Source organism: Listeria rocourtiae FSL F6-920 (assembly GCF_000525975.1).
Taxonomy (GTDB): Bacteria; Bacillota; Bacilli; order Lactobacillales; family Listeriaceae; genus Listeria_A; species Listeria_A rocourtiae.
In genome coordinates this window covers 20,415-38,628 of sequence record NZ_AODK01000037.1, presented here as the reverse complement: position 1 = coordinate 38,628, position 18,214 = coordinate 20,415, and the positions used below count along the sequence as shown (strand labels likewise).

The 18,214-nt window shown below is 40.7% G+C and carries 13 protein-coding genes and 6 pseudogenes; 3 read left to right on the top strand and 16 right to left on the bottom strand.

All coding sequences use genetic code 11. The features are described 5' to 3' along the window. Window positions 1–615: 615 nt before the first annotated feature. Entirely contained in the window at window positions 616–1,557 is a 942-nt protein-coding gene (locus PROCOU_RS12210) for a tyrosine-type recombinase/integrase (RefSeq protein ID WP_036072826.1), read from the bottom strand. 266 nt (window positions 1,558–1,823) lie between these two features. On the opposite strand from PROCOU_RS12210, the gene PROCOU_RS12205 reads away from it, so the two are divergent. Further along, complete coding sequence (locus PROCOU_RS12205; protein ID WP_051994387.1) at window positions 1,824–2,024, top strand: hypothetical protein; 201 nt, start codon at window positions 1,824–1,826, stop codon at window positions 2,022–2,024. Window positions 2,025–2,195: 171 nt separating this feature from the next. On the opposite strand, the gene PROCOU_RS12200 is transcribed toward PROCOU_RS12205, so the two are convergent. The 5 genes from PROCOU_RS12200 to PROCOU_RS16720 all read right to left on the bottom strand — a co-directional run bounded on the left by PROCOU_RS12200 (window position 2,196) and on the right by PROCOU_RS16720 (window position 5,313). After that, window positions 2,196–2,726: an RICIN domain-containing protein gene (locus tag PROCOU_RS12200; RefSeq protein ID WP_036072825.1), complete on the bottom strand. Its 531-nt coding sequence runs from the start codon at window positions 2,724–2,726 to the stop codon at window positions 2,196–2,198. Window positions 2,727–3,352: 626 nt separating this feature from the next. Beyond that, window positions 3,353–3,595, bottom strand: coding sequence for a hypothetical protein (locus PROCOU_RS12190; RefSeq protein WP_036072820.1), 243 nt, complete (start codon window positions 3,593–3,595; stop codon window positions 3,353–3,355). 394 nt (window positions 3,596–3,989) lie between these two features. Beyond that, a complete protein-coding gene (locus PROCOU_RS12185) occupies window positions 3,990–4,445 on the bottom strand; it encodes a hypothetical protein (RefSeq protein ID WP_149023669.1) in 456 nt (151 codons plus the stop codon). 43 nt (window positions 4,446–4,488) lie between these two features. Beyond that, on the bottom strand, window positions 4,489–4,677 hold the full coding sequence (locus PROCOU_RS19360) for a helix-turn-helix domain-containing protein (protein WP_036072811.1): 189 nt from the start codon (window positions 4,675–4,677) through the stop codon (window positions 4,489–4,491). A 75-nt stretch (window positions 4,678–4,752) separates the two neighbouring features. Beyond that, a complete protein-coding gene (locus PROCOU_RS16720) occupies window positions 4,753–5,313 on the bottom strand; it encodes a helix-turn-helix domain-containing protein (RefSeq protein WP_244266310.1) in 561 nt (186 codons plus the stop codon). 196 nt (window positions 5,314–5,509) lie between these two features. On the opposite strand from PROCOU_RS16720, the gene PROCOU_RS12170 reads away from it, so the two are divergent. Further along, window positions 5,510–6,250, top strand: coding sequence for a phage antirepressor KilAC domain-containing protein (locus PROCOU_RS12170; RefSeq protein WP_036072810.1), 741 nt, complete (start codon window positions 5,510–5,512; stop codon window positions 6,248–6,250). A 230-nt stretch (window positions 6,251–6,480) separates the two neighbouring features. On the opposite strand, the gene PROCOU_RS17250 is transcribed toward PROCOU_RS12170, so the two are convergent. The 10 genes and pseudogenes from PROCOU_RS17250 to zapA form a co-directional block, all read right to left on the bottom strand. Further along, a complete protein-coding gene (locus PROCOU_RS17250; protein WP_077913438.1) occupies window positions 6,481–6,678 on the bottom strand; it encodes a hypothetical protein in 198 nt (65 codons plus the stop codon). A gap of 260 nt (window positions 6,679–6,938) precedes the next feature. After that, window positions 6,939–7,598 carry a hypothetical protein gene (locus PROCOU_RS12160; RefSeq protein ID WP_036072807.1) on the bottom strand — a complete coding sequence of 220 codons (660 nt, stop codon included), beginning with the start codon at window positions 7,596–7,598 and terminating at the stop codon, window positions 6,939–6,941. Window positions 7,599–7,838: 240 nt separating this feature from the next. Then, window positions 7,839–8,063: pseudogene (locus tag PROCOU_RS17245) on the bottom strand (N-acetylmuramoyl-L-alanine amidase); the annotation flags it as partial. A 428-nt stretch (window positions 8,064–8,491) separates the two neighbouring features. Continuing rightward, window positions 8,492–9,707 (bottom strand): annotated as a pseudogene (locus PROCOU_RS12150) (aspartate kinase). An 11-nt stretch (window positions 9,708–9,718) separates the two neighbouring features. After that, window positions 9,719–11,518, bottom strand: a complete 1,800-nt coding sequence (gene uvrC, locus PROCOU_RS12145) for an excinuclease ABC subunit UvrC (RefSeq protein WP_036072804.1) — start codon at window positions 11,516–11,518, stop codon at window positions 9,719–9,721. Window positions 11,519–11,709: 191 nt separating this feature from the next. Further along, entirely contained in the window at window positions 11,710–12,024 is a 315-nt protein-coding gene (gene trxA, locus PROCOU_RS12140) for a thioredoxin (RefSeq protein ID WP_036072803.1), read from the bottom strand. 77 nt (window positions 12,025–12,101) lie between these two features. Next, window positions 12,102–14,459: pseudogene (locus tag PROCOU_RS12135) on the bottom strand (endonuclease MutS2). Window positions 14,460–14,488: 29 nt separating this feature from the next. Further along, a pseudogene (gene polX / locus PROCOU_RS12130) lies at window positions 14,489–16,205 on the bottom strand (DNA polymerase/3'-5' exonuclease PolX). Window positions 16,206–16,275: 70 nt separating this feature from the next. Beyond that, window positions 16,276–16,819 (bottom strand): annotated as a pseudogene (locus PROCOU_RS12125) (CvpA family protein). Then, a complete protein-coding gene (gene zapA / locus PROCOU_RS12120; protein WP_036072802.1) occupies window positions 16,820–17,086 on the bottom strand; it encodes a cell division protein ZapA in 267 nt (88 codons plus the stop codon). It lies immediately after the preceding pseudogene. 187 nt (window positions 17,087–17,273) lie between these two features. Between zapA and rnhC the strand changes: the two are divergent. Further along, a pseudogene (gene rnhC / locus PROCOU_RS12115) lies at window positions 17,274–18,202 on the top strand (ribonuclease HIII). Window positions 18,203–18,214: the final 12 nt, after the last annotated feature.

Below are 18,214 nucleotides of genomic sequence, written 5' to 3'. Positions count from 1 at the left end.
TACTGTACGTTTTTATACAATTAACCATTAACTATACATAAATAGCGCAATGTACTGGCGCCCTAAGGTTCACGTGTTGCATGTGAAATAGGCGTTGTGCATTGCGCTTTTATTATGCGTTATATAAGATGTATAAACGTTTTCGGCGTCAGTTTATCGACCCCTTAGTTTTTCGAAGGGTGTGCGCGTCGAGGGCGCGAGATTGATTGTGATGGGTACGTTAAATCGTAATACTTCTTATTTATATGGCGCCTATACACAATACACCCGTTAAAGGGTAGACTATGCCTTTATATTACGTCATATATAACGATTAAGCACGTTCTTCTATACTCGCCTAACGGCTCGTCATCCGATGTCGTTTCACTCCATCGTCTGAACCTATCATTTAGCGCCAACTAATAATGTATAAGGGCGATATTCTAACACGCCTCACACACGGGACGCCTGACGTTAAGGTAGTACGGCGAACTGTTTCACAACTCGACGCCTACTAAGCGCCCTCCCTCCCTACTATATAGCCACTTAGGAAAGGAAAATATAGACGTCGAGCCTAAAAACCATACTTGCGACCTATGAAAAATCAGTCTTAGGTCTTAGGTTCGTAGCCAGTATTTACAAATATCCGCGTAGTTTATCAACTATTTCTTGCGACTCAAAATGAAGGTATTGCGTAGTAACCGCCAAGTTACTATGCCCTAACGCTTTTGATATTAGCGCTAAGTCGGCGCCTCTTTCTAATAACTGCTTGGCAAAGCCTCGGCGCAATGCATGCGGGTTAATATTATCGATATTGTGTTTTTGTGAATAGGTACGTAAGCGCCTTTGAATTGTGTTGTGACGTAGTTCACTGCTTATGCGTGTGCCATTGCGGTTAATAAAAAGGAACGCATTTTCCTCGCCATAATGGGCGCGTATAGCTTCGTTGCGTTCTATTAATACCTCAATCATTTCAACTAGTTCAAGCGGTAACGGCAGTATTAGCCCTTTGCGATTCTTTAATTGCGCGCCTTGTAAGGTAATTGTATTGGACGCTGTGTCGATATCGGACTCCTTAACGCTGACAAGGCTACCTACTCGAAGCCCTGCGCGGTACATCGTCAAAAGGGCTACAGCATCGCGTAGCCCAATGAAGGTTGCTGTATCCATGACGCTTAATAGTTGTGCCACATTTTCCTCCGCTGCACCTTGTTTAACTACCTGCTCGGTCTTAACGGTTACTGTGCGCCAGAACTTTCGCTCAATCCAGCCATTATCGAAGCACCTGCCTAAGAACGCTTTAAAACACTTAAGGCGTATAAGCAACGTGTTATTGCTGACGTTCATGGACGCTAACCACACGTAGATAGAAGCCACGTCGACTTCGTCCAAGTAAGTAAGCTCTGTGGCGCTCACATAGCTTTGCGCATGCCTTTGATAATCGCTAATAGTGCGTTCAGCCATTTTTGCCGCACGCATTTGACTAACGACGGTTGTCAACGCCTTCTTAATTGTTAGCCGACGAGCCCCTCCCGAAACTAAATTGTTAACATCGAAAATACCTAATTTTTTTGTCAAAATAACGCCTCCTAATATTCGTTTTGAGGAGAAGGGCGTCAATCGGTCATAAATTCGGCGGTAGTTCGACTTCTAAAATCGCGAAAATCATTGCGCCAGAAAGGGTTTCGTACCCAAAAGGTTGAAAAATTGTGTGACGGAACGGGGGTTCGAATCCCTCTCAGGACGTAATGAAACACGTAAAAAGCATTTCGTTGTTATAGGTAAAGAACGGTATTCGAACTCGGACGTTTTAGACTCGATAATCTCCTAACAAAGTTACCACAATGTATAAGAAAACGCCACTACTAATTTGTACTGCACCCCAAAACAGCGGTGAATTAGATTTTGATACATATCCCGACCAAGCGACCGTGCTTGTTGAAGGTCAACAACTAGAAGCGTCTATGCTGGCAAGTGATAATATTGGCGGAGAAATACTAAAAGGCGCAAAAAAAAGAAGGTATTGTTTCATTCGAAGTTCCTAAAGTGGCAGACGTCAGTACGATTAAGCAACTTCCCCTAAAATGGTCGGCAAGTTGCGAAACAGATAACTATGAAGAAGATTCTTATGGTATTAGATTTGAAATAGAACGCCACAAAAACCCCTCGCCAATCCAAACGGACTGTTGCGAGGGGTTTTTACTTCATTCAATTTATTATGGGCGAATTTCTTCTAGTTGGAATAATTGAGCGTTTCGGAACTGGCTAGACGCAGGGTGTAATTGCTCTACTTTAATCGGGTTTCCAATGGTAGCCGAAGCATTATGCACATCCCATACCATGTTAGGATTCTTTTTGTTGTGGAGAATAAAGTTTCCAGAGCCTGTATCTTCTAAAGTCCAGAGCATTTTATCGTCAAGATTGGTTTCTTGCCCTTCCCACTTTAGATTTCCAACGCCAACTTCTCCAGTCCATTGAGCACTGTAACCAATAGGAGGAATTATATTTATCACATAGGCATTTTTTGAGGCAACATAGAAAAATTCGTAATAATTTAATCCTGGGTAGGTATTTTTTTGGTCAAGTTTAAATTGCGGAGTTACAACTAAGTTTGGATTCAGCTTAGGTTTAATGAAATATGTTCCAGTAGGTATTGTTTGACCTTGCGCAGCTTTTACAGGTGCTCCATGAAACACCATAGATACTAGCAACAATGTAGCAACGATAGCTAAACTAATTTTTTTCATACAACTCTTACCTCCATTTTCTATTTTCTTTTTTAGGTGTCGATTATAACATAAAATTATTTTGCCGAAGTGACATGAATGTAAGTTTTAACGTACATTTTTGTAAGGTCGCTAGGATAGGCTGACACACCAAAAAACCTCACGCTAAATCCAAATGGATAGTGACATGAAGGTTTTGTTGGTTACTCAAAATTGAGTAAGAGCTATATAGCATCAAACTGACGGTTCAGATTCTTGCGTCGAGAGGTTGTTACTTTCAGGTTTTGATAGTATCTTACCCGCCCTGTATCTGCTTATAATCATTACAAATAATACTATAGACACAAAAAAATAATACCCCGAAATAATAGTAAGTAAACAGGCTAGAAGAACTTGGTTTCCCCTTTAATAGCTCCCCAATTATTGGTATTGCCGTCGAACTAACTCCCATTAACATTAGTACACTTAAGAATACCCATACAAACCACTTCATTTTTCTTAACCGCGTATAAATTTCTACGCTTATTTTATTCCTAGCTATCTTAAAGGGCACTCTTTTTATCGTCACTGTATTAAATATTTCTTCTTCATTGAAAAATTTCCATGCAACAACCTCTTCAACCTTGTTTCCGACCATCTCTTTCTCTTTATAAGAACATAAAAAAAGTTTTTCTTTTTTGTGCTTTTTTTAGGATTGTATACGTCTTACCTTCTTTGTTGAAGTAATAATCTTCTCTTCCTAACAGCTTCATAGAAAGTAAAAAGAACATATAGTGTATTGATGCAAGGAACATTAGAGATATCAACCCTATAACTGTCAATGCCACACCGTCCAAACCATCTGTAGCAGGCGCTTTGCCTCCATTCGATGTCAATGCAAATATCATCATTATTAGCCCTGCTAATACTGCTATGTTAAACACATGTGTAGCAAGTTTCTCAACGTTCGAGTATAAATGTTTTTCAATATCAGCATTGAAAATTTTGATTGGACACAAAAATAACAATAACTATAAAAGCGCTCGCAAAAGGTAACAATAAAGCCAAATTTTTCAAAAAATCTTCCATAATATCTCTCCCTTTTTACGTCTATCATACCAAAATATGCCGTAAATAGGAAGAGCCCTTCGTGTGGATAGCGAAAGGAAAAACAATTTATAAAAGCGCTTGCATTGGATACTCAATCCATGATACAATGAAAAAAATTGAAACCAAAGAGTGAATTTATACCTCGCCATTAGTCAGTGTTATTATACGCTGATTGATGACGAGGTTTTTTGTTTCTTAAGCGAATTTAAATTTCAGGCTAGAATACATCTGATTATAGTCCGTAACAAAACAAAACTTTATTTCTCTGTCTAGTAAGTGTTGTGCCCCTGTTAATGAGGCAACTTCTGTAATAGCCTCAGATAATTTGTCTATCACTGTATTTTTCAGGTCTTCAAAAAATTTATTTTGAAATCCTATAGTCAGTTTATCCAAAACAACGTTATCAAATTCTCGTTTATCTCCCTGTCCATCGAAATATATATCAATCAGATAGTCCACTTGTTTATTTTTTGGCAGTGCACGATTAATCGCAACTAGTTCAGATTCATAGTCATCATATTCATGTGATCCAATACTAGCGCTACTGTAGTATGTCACAAGTCTATCACCAAAATCGACGCTATAAGTAACTAACCCACTTAGTTCAAGCTTTAATTTACCATTCTTACTATCTTCATCTTCAAGCGACAACGTCTCAATGTTCAAGTTGGTCTGGATGTCAATCGGTGCATACTCAAAAAAAATCTGCAGGAGTGCATTTCAGATATTTGCATAGCTTATTTATTGTATCAAATTGCACACCGGCGCTAGAATCAGTCGTCAATGAAGTGATTGTATTACGGGCAATACCAGTGTCTTCGGACGCCTGCCCAACTTTAATATTTCGTTCAGCCAACAGTACAGCTAATCTACTTTTTATCATCGCATCCTCTTTCTACACACTGAACATAGTTTCAGTTCATTGACATATTTATCAGTGTATGTTATTTTTATATTATCAAGAACGCTCACCAAAACGTTCCTTTAATTCTTTTATTAGCTCGATTTTCTTGTTTTCGTTCAAGTTGGCAGCTAGACAATCAATTTCTTTGAGGAAGTCATATGAAGTTCCATCACTTTTCTGCTCAAAACTCGTTAAAAAATCAGTGAAATACTCTCTTTGTATTGCATGTCTATATTGATAGAAGTGGGTAAGAAATTCAGGTACTGATTTCACTAATTTCATTATACTACATGTAGCAATGATTTCCTTATCTACAGGCGAAAAAACTACTATCTTCCGGTAATCGCTCTTACTTTGATAATAGCTTAATCCACAAGTCTTGAGTTCACTCAAAAACTCTCTGTAGTCGTCTTCATAGTAGTACTCATTGAACGGGAACTCATATTCCGCTGGCGGCAGAAGAATTTCATCATTAATTCCTAATAAATAATCAGTTGTAACATCGAAGAAATCGGCAATCATAATTAATTTATCAACAGAAGGCTGTTGTGTCTTCCATTTATAAATAGAGTTTTGACCGAATCCAAGCTCTCGTTCAAGCTCTGCAATACTCAAACATCTTACTTCTGCAAGTTCTTTTACTCGAAAAAACATTGTTCACCTCAAAGAAAATTATTATATACTTTTCTAAAGACAATTAAAAGTCTAGCCAAAAAGCTAATATCCGAATCTTGGGTGCTATGATAATTAATACCAGCTTTCGAGCTGTTCATATAAATTCACAAACTAAATCGAAAAGAGGTTTTTATTAATGAATGAACTAATCACCACGCAACACAATAAGGAAGGTCAAGTCATTGTTTCCGCTAGAGAACTGCACGAGTTTTTGGGCGTCAGAACAAAGTATAAAGACTGGTTCCCTCGAATGGTAAGCTACGGATTTGTTGAAAACACTGACTTTATAGCTATGGCTCAAAAAAGAGCAACAGCTCAAGGCAACGAAACAACCTTCATAGACCACCATATCACGCTACCAATGGCGAAGGAAATTTCAATGATCCAGCGCACCGAAAAAGGTAAACAAGCCCGTCAGTATTTCCTACAAGTTGAAGCCGCTTGGAACTCGCCTGAAATGATTATGAAACGCGCCCTAGAATACGCCAGCCACCGAGTTGACCAACTGCAATTGGAAAACGCCGAGCTACAGCCAAAAGCCGCATACTATGATTATGTACTTCAAAGCGACTCACTACTGCGTATTACTGACATCGCCAAAGATTACGGTATGAGTGCGCGCCGACTTAACGAAATGCTTCACGACTTAGAAGTACAATACAATTTGTCGGGCACGTGGTTTCTTTACCAGCAACACGCTGACAAAGGCTACACGCACAGTAAAACGATTAAAACTCGCGGTGGCGGTACAGTTCTGCACACATACTGGACGCACACTGGACGCTTATTCATCTACGAACTACTAAAACGCCAGGGCATCTACCCGCTTATGGAACGCCAGCAACTACAAAAGGAGGTCGAAATGTATGAAGTATGATGATGTAGAAAAAGACCCTTGCTGCAACAAAGGTCTCAAAAACGCTTCGTTAATGAAGCCAACTCAACCTAATTGTAACGTAACTACTACTGATTCGCAAGTACAACCTATTAAATTTAGCGCCGAGGGTATCGATAGTTTGATACATATTGCGACGCTACAACGCGATAACCCAGCAATACTAGCCCTTATAGAAAGTCATGGCGTCAGTGCTGAAAACACTCCATACGTCATTGCTTTTCTGTCGGGCTGGTTTGCCGCTCAGCACGGCGCTCCTTGACCCATCGTTCCACCTGTTGTAACTCGTCCTCACTTGCGCGATTAAGTATAAATCTTTTTGCCTCTGACTTAGCGCGTCGGTGAGCTTTATTTTCAGGATGCTTGGCGTCCCATTTATCCGCTGCACGACGTTGTGCGTCTTTTGCCATCGTCTATCACCCGCCATACCAACGCTCTTGTTATCGCAACAAGAGCGTTTTTTAATGCCTTCCACGCCATTATACGTCATGACGTATAATAAGTCAAGACAAAAAAGCTCCGTCAATACAACGAATGTATGACGGAGCTTTTACTTTAATTATTTTTTCCTCGAAAAAAGTTTCTTTAGTAGCATTACTAATCCTACTACGAGCAGTATAATTACAACTGCGCTAAAAATTAAAACCATTGTTAGGTTAAGCCTCCTATCTTAAAAAGCGTACAGGTTATACGAACCTGTTTTTGTAGACACAGTTACGTATGCATTGACGTTACTGTATACCGGTAATACCGCGTTGTATTTTTTAGTTTTATCTAGGTAATTTACGGTTACTCCCCCACCTTTTTTGGCAGATTCACTAGAAATAGTTGAATTGTTTACTAGCCCTACATAAGTCCCGCCAGCACCGAGTAACCCATAAGTGCTTACCTGAACGACTGTTTTCACTTTTGTAACTTTAGCACTTCCAGAATTGATTTTTGCAGTTGTAACACCTTTGTACCATTGACCCGTCCAATTAATAGCATTAAGGTGGTTTGTCAATTTACCACTGAACGTTACTTTTGCCCCTTGAGCCGTTTTACTTTTGTTGAAGCTTCTATTTTGAGTACCTTTGTATAAATGAATACTCCGAGATGCCATCATCGAATTGCTTGGTGGCAAAGCATCTACAGCAGTATTAGAGTAACGAACTACAAACTCAGCATCTTCTTTTGAAAATGGTTCTTCAAGCTCGTATTTAGATGCAATATCGATGAATCTTTGACTAACTTCTTCCTCTGTTAAAAATTTATTCACATCGTAAGTAATCTCGGTTGATGTAGGTAAATTGGTTCCCGGTGCTTCCTCAGTCGCGTTAACTTGGGGCACAAATCCAAATGTTAAGACTAATGCACTTAGTACAACAAAAAAAACTGTAAGCTATTTTCTTCATTTTTGTATCTTACTCTCTTTTTTATGTCCCATTTATCATAACATAAAAAAAGAGTGTGTGACCATTTTTGTCCTGAACGTAGCGATTTTGTACTTAAACGTATAAAAATTCACATTTTCTGTTTATATATATAACAAAAGTGCCCACGCTCGATTAAGAACGTGGGCTTTGTCGTGCTATTTCGCTTTCAATTCGACGTACTTGTCGCTTGCTGTTATGTAAAAAGTGGCGCCCTTAGAGTTCTGCACCTTGTATTGCGGGCTACCTGCGACATTGACCTTCGCCAGCACCGTCGGGAAGCCTACGCCTTTATTGACTGTGCCTACTACGTCCTTGTCTGCCCATGACGGTTTATTATAGAAGCGTAGTCCGTTAACCTTTGACGCTAGTTTCTTGCCTGCAAATGGGTTGGTTGGTACCGTTGGCTTTGGCGCACTACTTGCTTTTAGCTTATTCAATAATGTTATATTCTGCGCCGCAGTACCTGTATAATTTGCAATGCCATATTGCGCCGCTAACTTCTTACGCGCCGTAATACTTGAGTCTTGTTTCTGGCTGTTCAAATAATCGACGATACTACCGCCTGTACTTGTCGAAGGTTTTTCCGATGTCGGCTCGAATTCCAAAACCGCTAAAATCTTTGTGCCAGAGAGGTTTTCGCAATTATCAAACTAGAAATATCTGAAGCGGTCGGGGGGTTGAATCCCTCTCAGGACGTAATGAAAAATTCGTGTAGCAGCAGTCGACTTGACAACTGCCTCCTAACAACCATCAGACTATAAAAATGCCGTATCCATCAGTGTAAAAGATGGATACAGCATGTTTATTTTTAATCCTCCAACTCAAATCGATCATGCAATACTTGAGCCGCTTTAATCATTTTCTTCTCATCTACCACTGTTGAAACCTTGATTTCCGATGTACTAATCATCTTGATTGCTACATCATTATCCGTTAGTGCTTCAAACATATGCGCTGCAACACCTGGATTCGACACCATGCCGGATCCAACAATCGACACTTTGGCTAAGTTCTGTTCGGATTCCAACTTAGCGTATTGTAGCGCCTCCTGATGCTCTTCTAGCACGGCTAATGTCTCAAGTAACGCTTTTGTTTTAATTGTGAAGGAAAGGTTGCCGTGGCCCAGTCCAGTAATCCCTTGAATGATAATATCCACATCAATATTGTGATCTGCGAGCGTTGTAAAAACTTTTGATACGCGCATGTTTTCTTTTTTTATCCCAATGAATTGTCACGCGGGTAATTTTATCTTCAAATGCGATTCCTCGCACGACTTTCGTATTTTCCACGGTCATTTCCTCCTCAATCATCGTTCCTACTTCGATTTCATGGCTCGCTCGGACTTCAAGCGGAATGCGGTAATTTTTCGCGTATTCCACTGCTCTTGGATGCAAAACACCGGCTCCAAGATTCGCCAGTTCGAGCATTTCATCATATGTTACTTGGCTCAGCTTACGCGCATTTTTAACGTAGCGCGGGTCTGTTGTAAAAACGCCAACGACATCGGTGCATATGCTGCATTTATCCGCTTCTAACGCGGCGGCAAGTGCCACGGCTGTCGTATCTGATCCGCCTCTTCCTAACGTCGTGATTTCGCCTTCCCCACTGACACCTTGGAATCCTGCAACAATAACGATTTGTCCTTTATCCAATGCGGCTTGAATCATTTCGGTATCAATATCTAGAATTCGAGCATTACTCGCAACTGGCTCGGTCGTGATTCCAGCCTGCCAACCTGTGTAAGATACTGCCTCGTAATTCTTCTCGTGAATTGCCATTGAAAGTAAGGAAATCGTGATCTGTTCTCCGGTAGAAAGCAACATGTCCATTTCACGCTTACTTGGATGCTCACTAATTTCAAGCGCCATATCAACTAACCGATCTGTAGATTTGCCCATCGCCGAAACAACCACAATAACTTGATTCCCTTTTTCAAATTCGCGAATAGCTTGGTCTGCTGTTTTTTTTATTTTTTCAATGGTGCCTACCGAGGTACCACCGAATTTTAAAACTACTCTGCCCAAAAATATCCCTCCTACTTCGGTTTTTCTTCATTCATTTTTGCAAATTTCGCGTGGACTGCTTCTGCCACAACTATCGGTACGCCTGCTTCTTTTATTTCTGCAACAGACGCGGATTTTAGTTTTTTCATCGAGCCAAAATGTTTCAAAATCGTTTTTTTACGACCTGGTCCAACTCCTGGAATGCCATCGAGTAAGGATTGGAAGCCAGTTTTGCTTCGTAGTTGGCGGTGGAATGTGATAGCAAAGCGATGGACCTCATCTTGAATTCGTTGTAGAAGGTAAAATTCTTGGCTATTTCGGTGAAGCTGAACGACTGCAAGTGGATCACCAAATAGGAGTTGACTCGTTTTATGTTTGCTATCTTTGGCAAGACCAGCGACCGGAATGTCCAGCCCCAATTCATTTACTAACACATCTTTTGCGCTATCAATTTGCCCTTTTCCCCCATCAATCAAAATGAGATCTGGAAGCGGTAGGCCTTCTTTAAGCACGCGCCAATAACGACGTCTCACTACTTCTCGCATCGTTGCATAATCATCTGGACCTACAACGGTTTTGATTTTGTACTTGCGGTAATCGTTCTTACTTGGACGACCATCAAGAAACGTAATCATCGCAGAAACTGGGTCTGTACCATGAATATTGGAGTTATCAAATGCTTCGATTCGGTTTGGTGTTGGAATTCCCATCGCTTCTCCAAGTCTTTCTGTAGCACCAACCGTTCGCTCTTCATTGCGCTCAAGTAGTAAAAATTTCTCATTTAGCGCAATTTTAGCGTTTTTGTAAGCCAATTTCACAAGATCCTTCTTATTGCCACGCTTAGGAACGAGAACCTTTGTATCTGGCAACAGCGCCTGAATCGCCTCTTCATCCACATCATCCGGCAGAAAAATTTCCTGCGGTGGAATATGATTCGTTTTCTGATAAAATTGTCCGATAAATGTTAGGAAATCCTCATCTGCATCACTATAAAATGGAAATTGGGAAACATCGCGTTCAATCAATTTCCCCTGTCGAATAAAGAAAACTTGCACGCACATCCAGCCTTTATCAATCGCATAGCCGAATACATCACGATCCACAAAATCATTCATCGTCATTTTTTGTTTCTCCATCGTCGTTTCAATCGCCGTAATTTGATCACGATATTCCGCTGCTTTTTCAAACTCCATCGATTCTGCAGCCTCCTGCATTCGCGCCATTAAATCTTGCTTCACTTCTTTGTAGCCACCATTTAAAAACTGTACAATCTCATCTGTCATCGTTTTATACGTGTCCTGCTCCACCTTAAATACACACGGTGCTAGACATTGTCCCAAATGATAATACAGACAAACTTTACTCGGCATCGTTGTACATTTGCGCAGTGGATAAAGCCGATCTAAAATTTTCTTCGTCTCATTCGCTGCGTACACATTCGGATACGGGCCAAAATACTTCCCTTTATCACGCTTCACTTTCCGTGTAATAATTAATCGCGGATGCGTCTCGTTCGTTATTTTAATGAAAGGATAAGTCTTGTCATCTTTTAACATAATATTATAGCGCGGATCATGCTTTTTAATCAAATTTATTTCAAGTAACAAGGCCTCCACGTTCGAGGACGTCACAATGTATTCGAAATCACGAATTTCTTGCACCAAACGTTGTGTCTTACCGTCATGCGATCCAGTGAAATAAGAGCGCACACGATTCTTCAAAATTTTCGCTTTGCCTACGTAAATAATTGTGCCCTGCTGGTCTTTCATCAAATAACAACCAGGCTGATCAGGCAACAAGGCAAGCTTATTTCGGATATGTTCTGTCGTCATCATTCACCACCCCAATCTATCAGCGAAAAATACCATAGCAAACATTTTTCCCCTGCTTCTATAGTCTAATTATCTTCCTCTTTCAGTGTAGCATAAAACGGCTTTGTTGCAACAAAAAAAGCTAGGAAAAATGAGAAGGAAACAGAAACTAAATCACGCTTCTTCTCACTTTAACCAGCCTTTTGAAAATGCTATAGGTATTTCGCTAAAACTTCATCTAATTCTTCTTTTGGACGATAGCCGATAATCGTATCAACCACTTCTCCGTCTTTCTTAATTAGTAATGTCGGGATACTCATTACGCCAAACTTACCTGGTGTTTCTTGGTTCGCATCCACGTCCATTTTAACGATTTTTAATTTATCGCCTTGTTCCGCGTCAATTTCTTCTAAAACTGGCGCAACCATACGGCAAGGACCACACCAAGTCGCCCAGAAATCAGTAAGCACTAGACCTTCGCTTGTTTCTTTTTCGAATTCTGCATCTGTAATTTCTTGAATAGCCATTTCTCTACCTCCTTACACATATTGTAACGCTAGTATAGCATTCCGTTTGCATATGGAGCCAATAATCTGCTCAAATCTTACTTCAACTCGGCAATCGTTACCCCATTTCCACCTTCTGCTGCTGCACCGAATCGAATGGATTTCACCATTCGATGGTGCTTCAAGAATTCTGTAACGCCTTGCCGCAACGCTCCTGTGCCTTTCCCATGAATAATACTAACTTGGTGATAGCCTGCAAGTAATGCAGCATCAATATACTTATCCACTTGTTGTAACGCGTCTTCATAGCGCACACCTCGTAAGTCCAATTCCGTTCTTGTAACCGAATTATCACTTTTCACCGTAGTAACGTGACGCATTTTTTTCGGCTGTTCCGGTTTCATATACTCTAGATCCGCTTCTTTTACTTTCGTCTTGATAATCCCAATTTGCGCATTCCATTCTTTACTATTCACTCGATTTAAAAGTACTCCTTTTTGCCCTAATGATAAAATTCGGACTTGGTCACCTTGAGCAAATTTATGCGCGACTTTAGGGACATCATGCACTACTTTTTTCTGAATTGTTTTTGGCTTCACTTGGTTTAAACGGCTTCGCATCTCGATTAGCTCATGTTCTTTAAGGCCTGCTGCACCTTGAAGCTGCATTTGCCGTAATTCTTGGATGATTTCCTCTGCCTCAACCTCTGCTTTTTCGATGACATTAGCTGCTTTTTCATTCGCTTTTTCCATCAATTTATCTTTTTGGTCGTGGTAAGCAATAATCTCTTTTTGGAGGTCTTTTTGTAATTTTTCTGCATCACGCTCATTTGATACGCTTCTTCGTATTCCAATTCTGCCGCTTTACGTTTTTTCTTCTAAACTGGAAATCATGTCGTTCAAGTCCGCACTTTCCGTGTCTACCAAGCTTCTAGCATCTTCAATAACCGCCTCATTCAACCCAAGACGACGCGAGATTGCAAAAGCGTTACTGCGACCAGGAACACCTATCAGTAGACGATAAGTCGGGCTAAGCGTTTCCACATCAAATTCCACTGATGCATTTGTCGCAAATTCCCGATTATATCCATATGCTTTTAGCTCCGGATAGTGTGTTGTAGCCACTACGCTAGCATGTTTCGCAGCCACCGCATCAAGAATCGCAATGGCAAGCGCCGCACCTTCTTGCGGATCGGTACCAGCCCCCAGCTCATCAAAGAGAATCAAGGAATCTGCATCCATTTTATCAAGAATCGAAACAATATTCGTCATATGAGAAGAAAATGTACTCAAACTCTGCTCAATGGACTGCTCATCTCCAATATCTGCGAAAACGTGAGAGAAGACAGCAATCTCTGACTCTTCCTCCGCTGGAATCTGCAAACCAGCTTGTGCCATCAGTGTCAATAGTCCAAGCGTTTTTAGCGTAATCGTCTTCCCACCTGTATTTGGCCCCGTAATTAACATCGCACGGTAATCGCCACCAAGCAGGATATCATTGCTAACAACCGTTGCAGGGTCGAGCAATGGATGACGCGCACTAAACAATCTCACAATTCCATCTTGATTTATTTGCGGCGTAATTCCTTTCATCGATTTCCCAAACCTAGCCTTCGCAAAAATAAAATCAAATCGCGCGAGCACATACGTATTTTGCCTAATTTCTGAAATGAATTCTGCTAAAACAGCCGAAACTTCTGCTAAGATACGCTCAATTTCTTGCTTTTCTTTTGCTTGTAATGTACGACGTTCATTGTTCATGTCTACAACGCTCTGTGGCTCAATAAATAACGTTTGGCCAGAAGCAGATTGATCGTGGACAATTCCGCCATAATGTCCTTTATATTCATGTCTTACTGGTAAAACATAGCGATCATTTCGAATTGTAATAACCGTATCGCTCAACATTTTTGAAGCATTCTTATCACGTAAATACTGCTCCAAGCGCTCGCGTACACGGCCTTCCGTACGGCGCAAAGTCTGACGAATATTTCGTAAATCTTCACTCGCCGTATCTAAAATCTCACCAGCCTCATCAACCGTGAGCGCAATCGTGTCCTCCGTATCCCGCATTGGCACAAGCTTACTAGCTAACTCGTCCAGCAATTCTAGCTCAACACCTTGTTCCACAAGACCGTCGATAAATTGCTTCATCAAGCGACTCACGCGGAGATTACTCCCGGTTTGATAAAGCTCCAAACCACTCAAATCACCGCCAATTTCAAGGCGTTTCATATGTCCAGCCACATCATAAATACCAGCTATCGGCGCAGACCCACGTAACCGAATAACTTTCGCACCTTCCTCGGTTTCCCGCTGCGCTAACTTCACTTTGTCAATATCCGAAGTCGGTTCTAACGCTCGAATCGCTTCTTCACCCAACGCAGAAGAAGTAAATTCGAGAAGCTGTTGCTTTATTTTATCGAACTCTAAAATCGTTTCTACTTTTTTACTCATAATATTTAGCCCCAGTTAACGTCCTCCACTTACGGACGATTATTTTTAATAAACGCGAGAAAATCCTCTTTTCCCATCGTATTTAATACATTCTCTTTACTCAACCAACCTTTCGTTGCCGCCCGAACACCAATCTCCATAAAATCCAAATGTTGCGTGTCATGCGCATCTGTATTTATCGCTACCCGCACCCCATATTCTGTAGCAAGCTCCAAATATTTCGCAGTCAAATCTAAACGTTGCGGATTCGCATTGAGCTCGAGCGCCGTACCAGTTTTCGCAGCCATTTGAATCAGCTGCTCCACATTCACATTATATGGATCACGACGACCAATGACTCGACCTGTTGGATGCGCTATCAGATGCACATAAGGATTTTCACAAGCTACTTGCAGGCGGTTCATGATTTCCTCCTCTGTTTGCGAAAAACTAGAATGAATGGAAGCAATCACGAAATCCAAATCTTTCAATAAATCATCCTCAAAATCAAGCGATCCGTCTGGCAATATATCCATTTCAATTCCCGATAAAATCTCAATTTCCGCATACTTCTCATTATAAGCTCTAATCTCAGCTTGTTGCTTTCGAATACGCTCCTCCGTCAACCCATTAGCGACTTTTAAAAACTGCCCGTGATCCGTTATCACCATATATTCATAGCCCTTCGCAATACATGCCTCAATCATTTCGGACAACGAATAAGCGCCATCTGACCAAGTAGTATGCATATGCAAATCACCTTTTATATCCTCAAGCTGAACAAACGCTGTATCTGCCTTGATTCGATCAATCTCCGTACCATCACGCCTTACCTCAGGTGGCAAAAACGGAATAGCAAAATGAGCAAAAAAATGCCTCCTCCGTCTCAAATTGCTTCACGTTTCCAGCTTCATCTTCTACGCCATACTCATTGATTTTCTCCGCCTGGTGCTTGGCAATTTGACGCATCCGGATATTATGATTTTTTGAACCCGTAAAATGGTGCAATGTACTGACAAACTCGGCTGGTGCAACCATTCGGAAATCTACAGAAATCTTAATTCCATCATCCAAATCTACCGAAACTTTCGTATCTCCAGCCGCAATCACTTGGTCAATCGTCTTAATCGCTAATAATTGTTGCGCTACCAAATCTGGTTGATCTGTTGCAATAACAAAATCCAAATCCTTCACTGTTTCCCGCAATCTTCTAAAGCTACCCGCATGTGAAAAGCGTACAATTTCAGGAATTTCAGCCAAATAAGCTTCCAAACTTTTTGCAATCGGCAACACATCATTTAGCGGATAACGATCAGGGCGCTCCCCCATCTCCTGAACCGCGTCCACCATCTTATCAACAGATTTCTGACCAAAGCCTTTCAATGCTGATATGCTACCATCAGTCGCCTTAGCAAGTAGTGAATCCCGATCCACAACGCCCAACTCTTGATACAATCGAGATAACTTTTTTCCGCCCAGCCCAGGTACTTTTAGAAGTGGAACCAAACCTTCGGGAACCTCTTTTTTCAGCGCTTCCAGCTCCTCTGATTCACCCGTTTCTAAAAATGCTTGAATAATAACAGCTGTCGATTTACCGATTCCGCTAATCTTAGTAAAGTCTTCTATTTCCGACAAACTGCGCTCATCCTGCTCTAATGCTAGTGCCGCCTTCCGAAATGCCGATATTTTAAAAGGATTCTCACCTTTTAATTCCATATATAACGCAATCGTTTCTAGTAAATCAATAATTTTCTTTTTATTCACCATTCATCACTCCCCTTAAAAAGCAGAAAAGCTGGAACTGAGTAGCCCCAGCTTTTCGCTGACATCGATAAAACTATTTCGGTAATATCCCCGTCATCCATTTGTAGAATGCGTCGGACAATAATGGCGTATTTTTCAAAATCCATTCCGCAACAGACGAACCAGAAATTACATTTTGCGACCACTCCGCTGGGAAAATAGCACCAACGTATAAAATCAAGAAAACAATCAAATACGTTTGTAAAACTCCTAATGCAGCACCAATCAAACCATTTACCTGACGTAAAACTGGTACATTGGTGACACCTTTAAACAAGGAAGCAATCATATGCACAACGATCGTTGCCACTAGAAAAATCAGCAAGAAGGCAATACTATTGTAATACGCATTTTCTGTATGAAGCGTTTCAAGTAACACATAAAAATCATTCGACTTATCCAATTCTGGATATGGAATAAATGTAATATGCGGTGCTAATGCTTCATAATATTTATATGCTACAAAAAAAGCTCAATAAATAACCAATCGTAATAATCAGCTGTCGTAAAACACCATTACGATAACCATTGAAAAATCCACCAATTAATAAGATGAGTATAATAACATTTAAAACCATTTATTCGCGTCCTTTAATCCGAGCCAGCTCTTTCTCCAACTCTTGGTATTTTTGCTCTAATTTCAGATAATCGTGCGTGGCATTAACGGCAGTCAAAACAGCTAGCCTCCCACTATCTAAAGAACGATTCTGTGCACCAATCTCATGCATCTTTTCATCCACCAGACGTGCGACTAAACGAAGATGCTCAGTAGATTCAACACCAACAATGGTATATTCTCTTCCATATATTGTTGTTGTCAGTTTATTTCTAGTATTATCCGCCATCTGTTTTCCTCCTCATCCATTTCCTTCGCACACATTTATCCTACTTGTACCCCATCTTATCATGAATTGTAAACGAAGAAAAGCACAAATGTTCTAATCCAGAACGATTTCAGCCTTAAGTATGAAACAATCTCGTGAATTATGGTAAAATTAAAAGCGATGAACCTAAAGAAAGAAGATGATTTCAATCGCAAATACCGTTATCCAAGCAACACCAAAACAAATCGAAGCTATGCAAAGCGCTTATTTATCACATATGTCCGACAAAATACCTCCCGGAGCTATTTTTGCAGTCAAAAAAAACAGGGCTTTCTATCACCGCTTATAAATCTGGCAAAGTCATGTTCCAAGGGGCAAAAGGAGAACAGGAAGCCGCAAAATGGGGCACCGCAACAAAACCAAAAACGAAGTCAACAAAAGTAAGCTCCTCTATCTTGCCTCCAGGTTTCGCATCTAAAAATGTTGTTGGATCCGATGAAGTTGGAACCGGCGACTATTTCGGCCCAATGATTGTTGCCGCATGTTATGTAGACCAAGCCATGATGCCACTTCTAAAACAGCTCGGTGTCAAAGATTCCAAAGCTATGACTGATCCAGAAATTTGTGAGATTGCTAAAAAAATTATCCCTATCGTTCCTCACAGCCTCCTGCTATTACCCAATCCTAAATACAACGAACTGCAAGCAAAAGGAATGAACCAAGGACAAATGAAAGCAATCCTACATAATCGCGCTTTAGAAAATGTTCTCAAAAAAAATAGCCCCCATCAAACCTGACGCGATTCTAATCGATCAATTCGCTGAAAAAAGCACCTATTATCGTTACCTCGCTAAAGAAGCTTCCGTCGTTCGTGAAGATGTTTTCTTTGCAACAAAAGCAGAAGGCCTACATCTCTCGGTTGCGGCTGCATCCATCATAGCCAGATTTCGTTTTGTCGAAGCTTTTCGTGAAATGGAGAAAGAACTCGGGTTAGCTATCCCAAAAGGAGCGAGTTCAAAAGTTGATCAAGTAGCTGCCGATGTTATAGATACAAAAGGAGAAGCGACACTCCAACACTACACGAAATGGCATTTTGCAAATACTGATAAAGCTCGTAATTTATCGCGCAGAAGCTAAGATACGGATTAA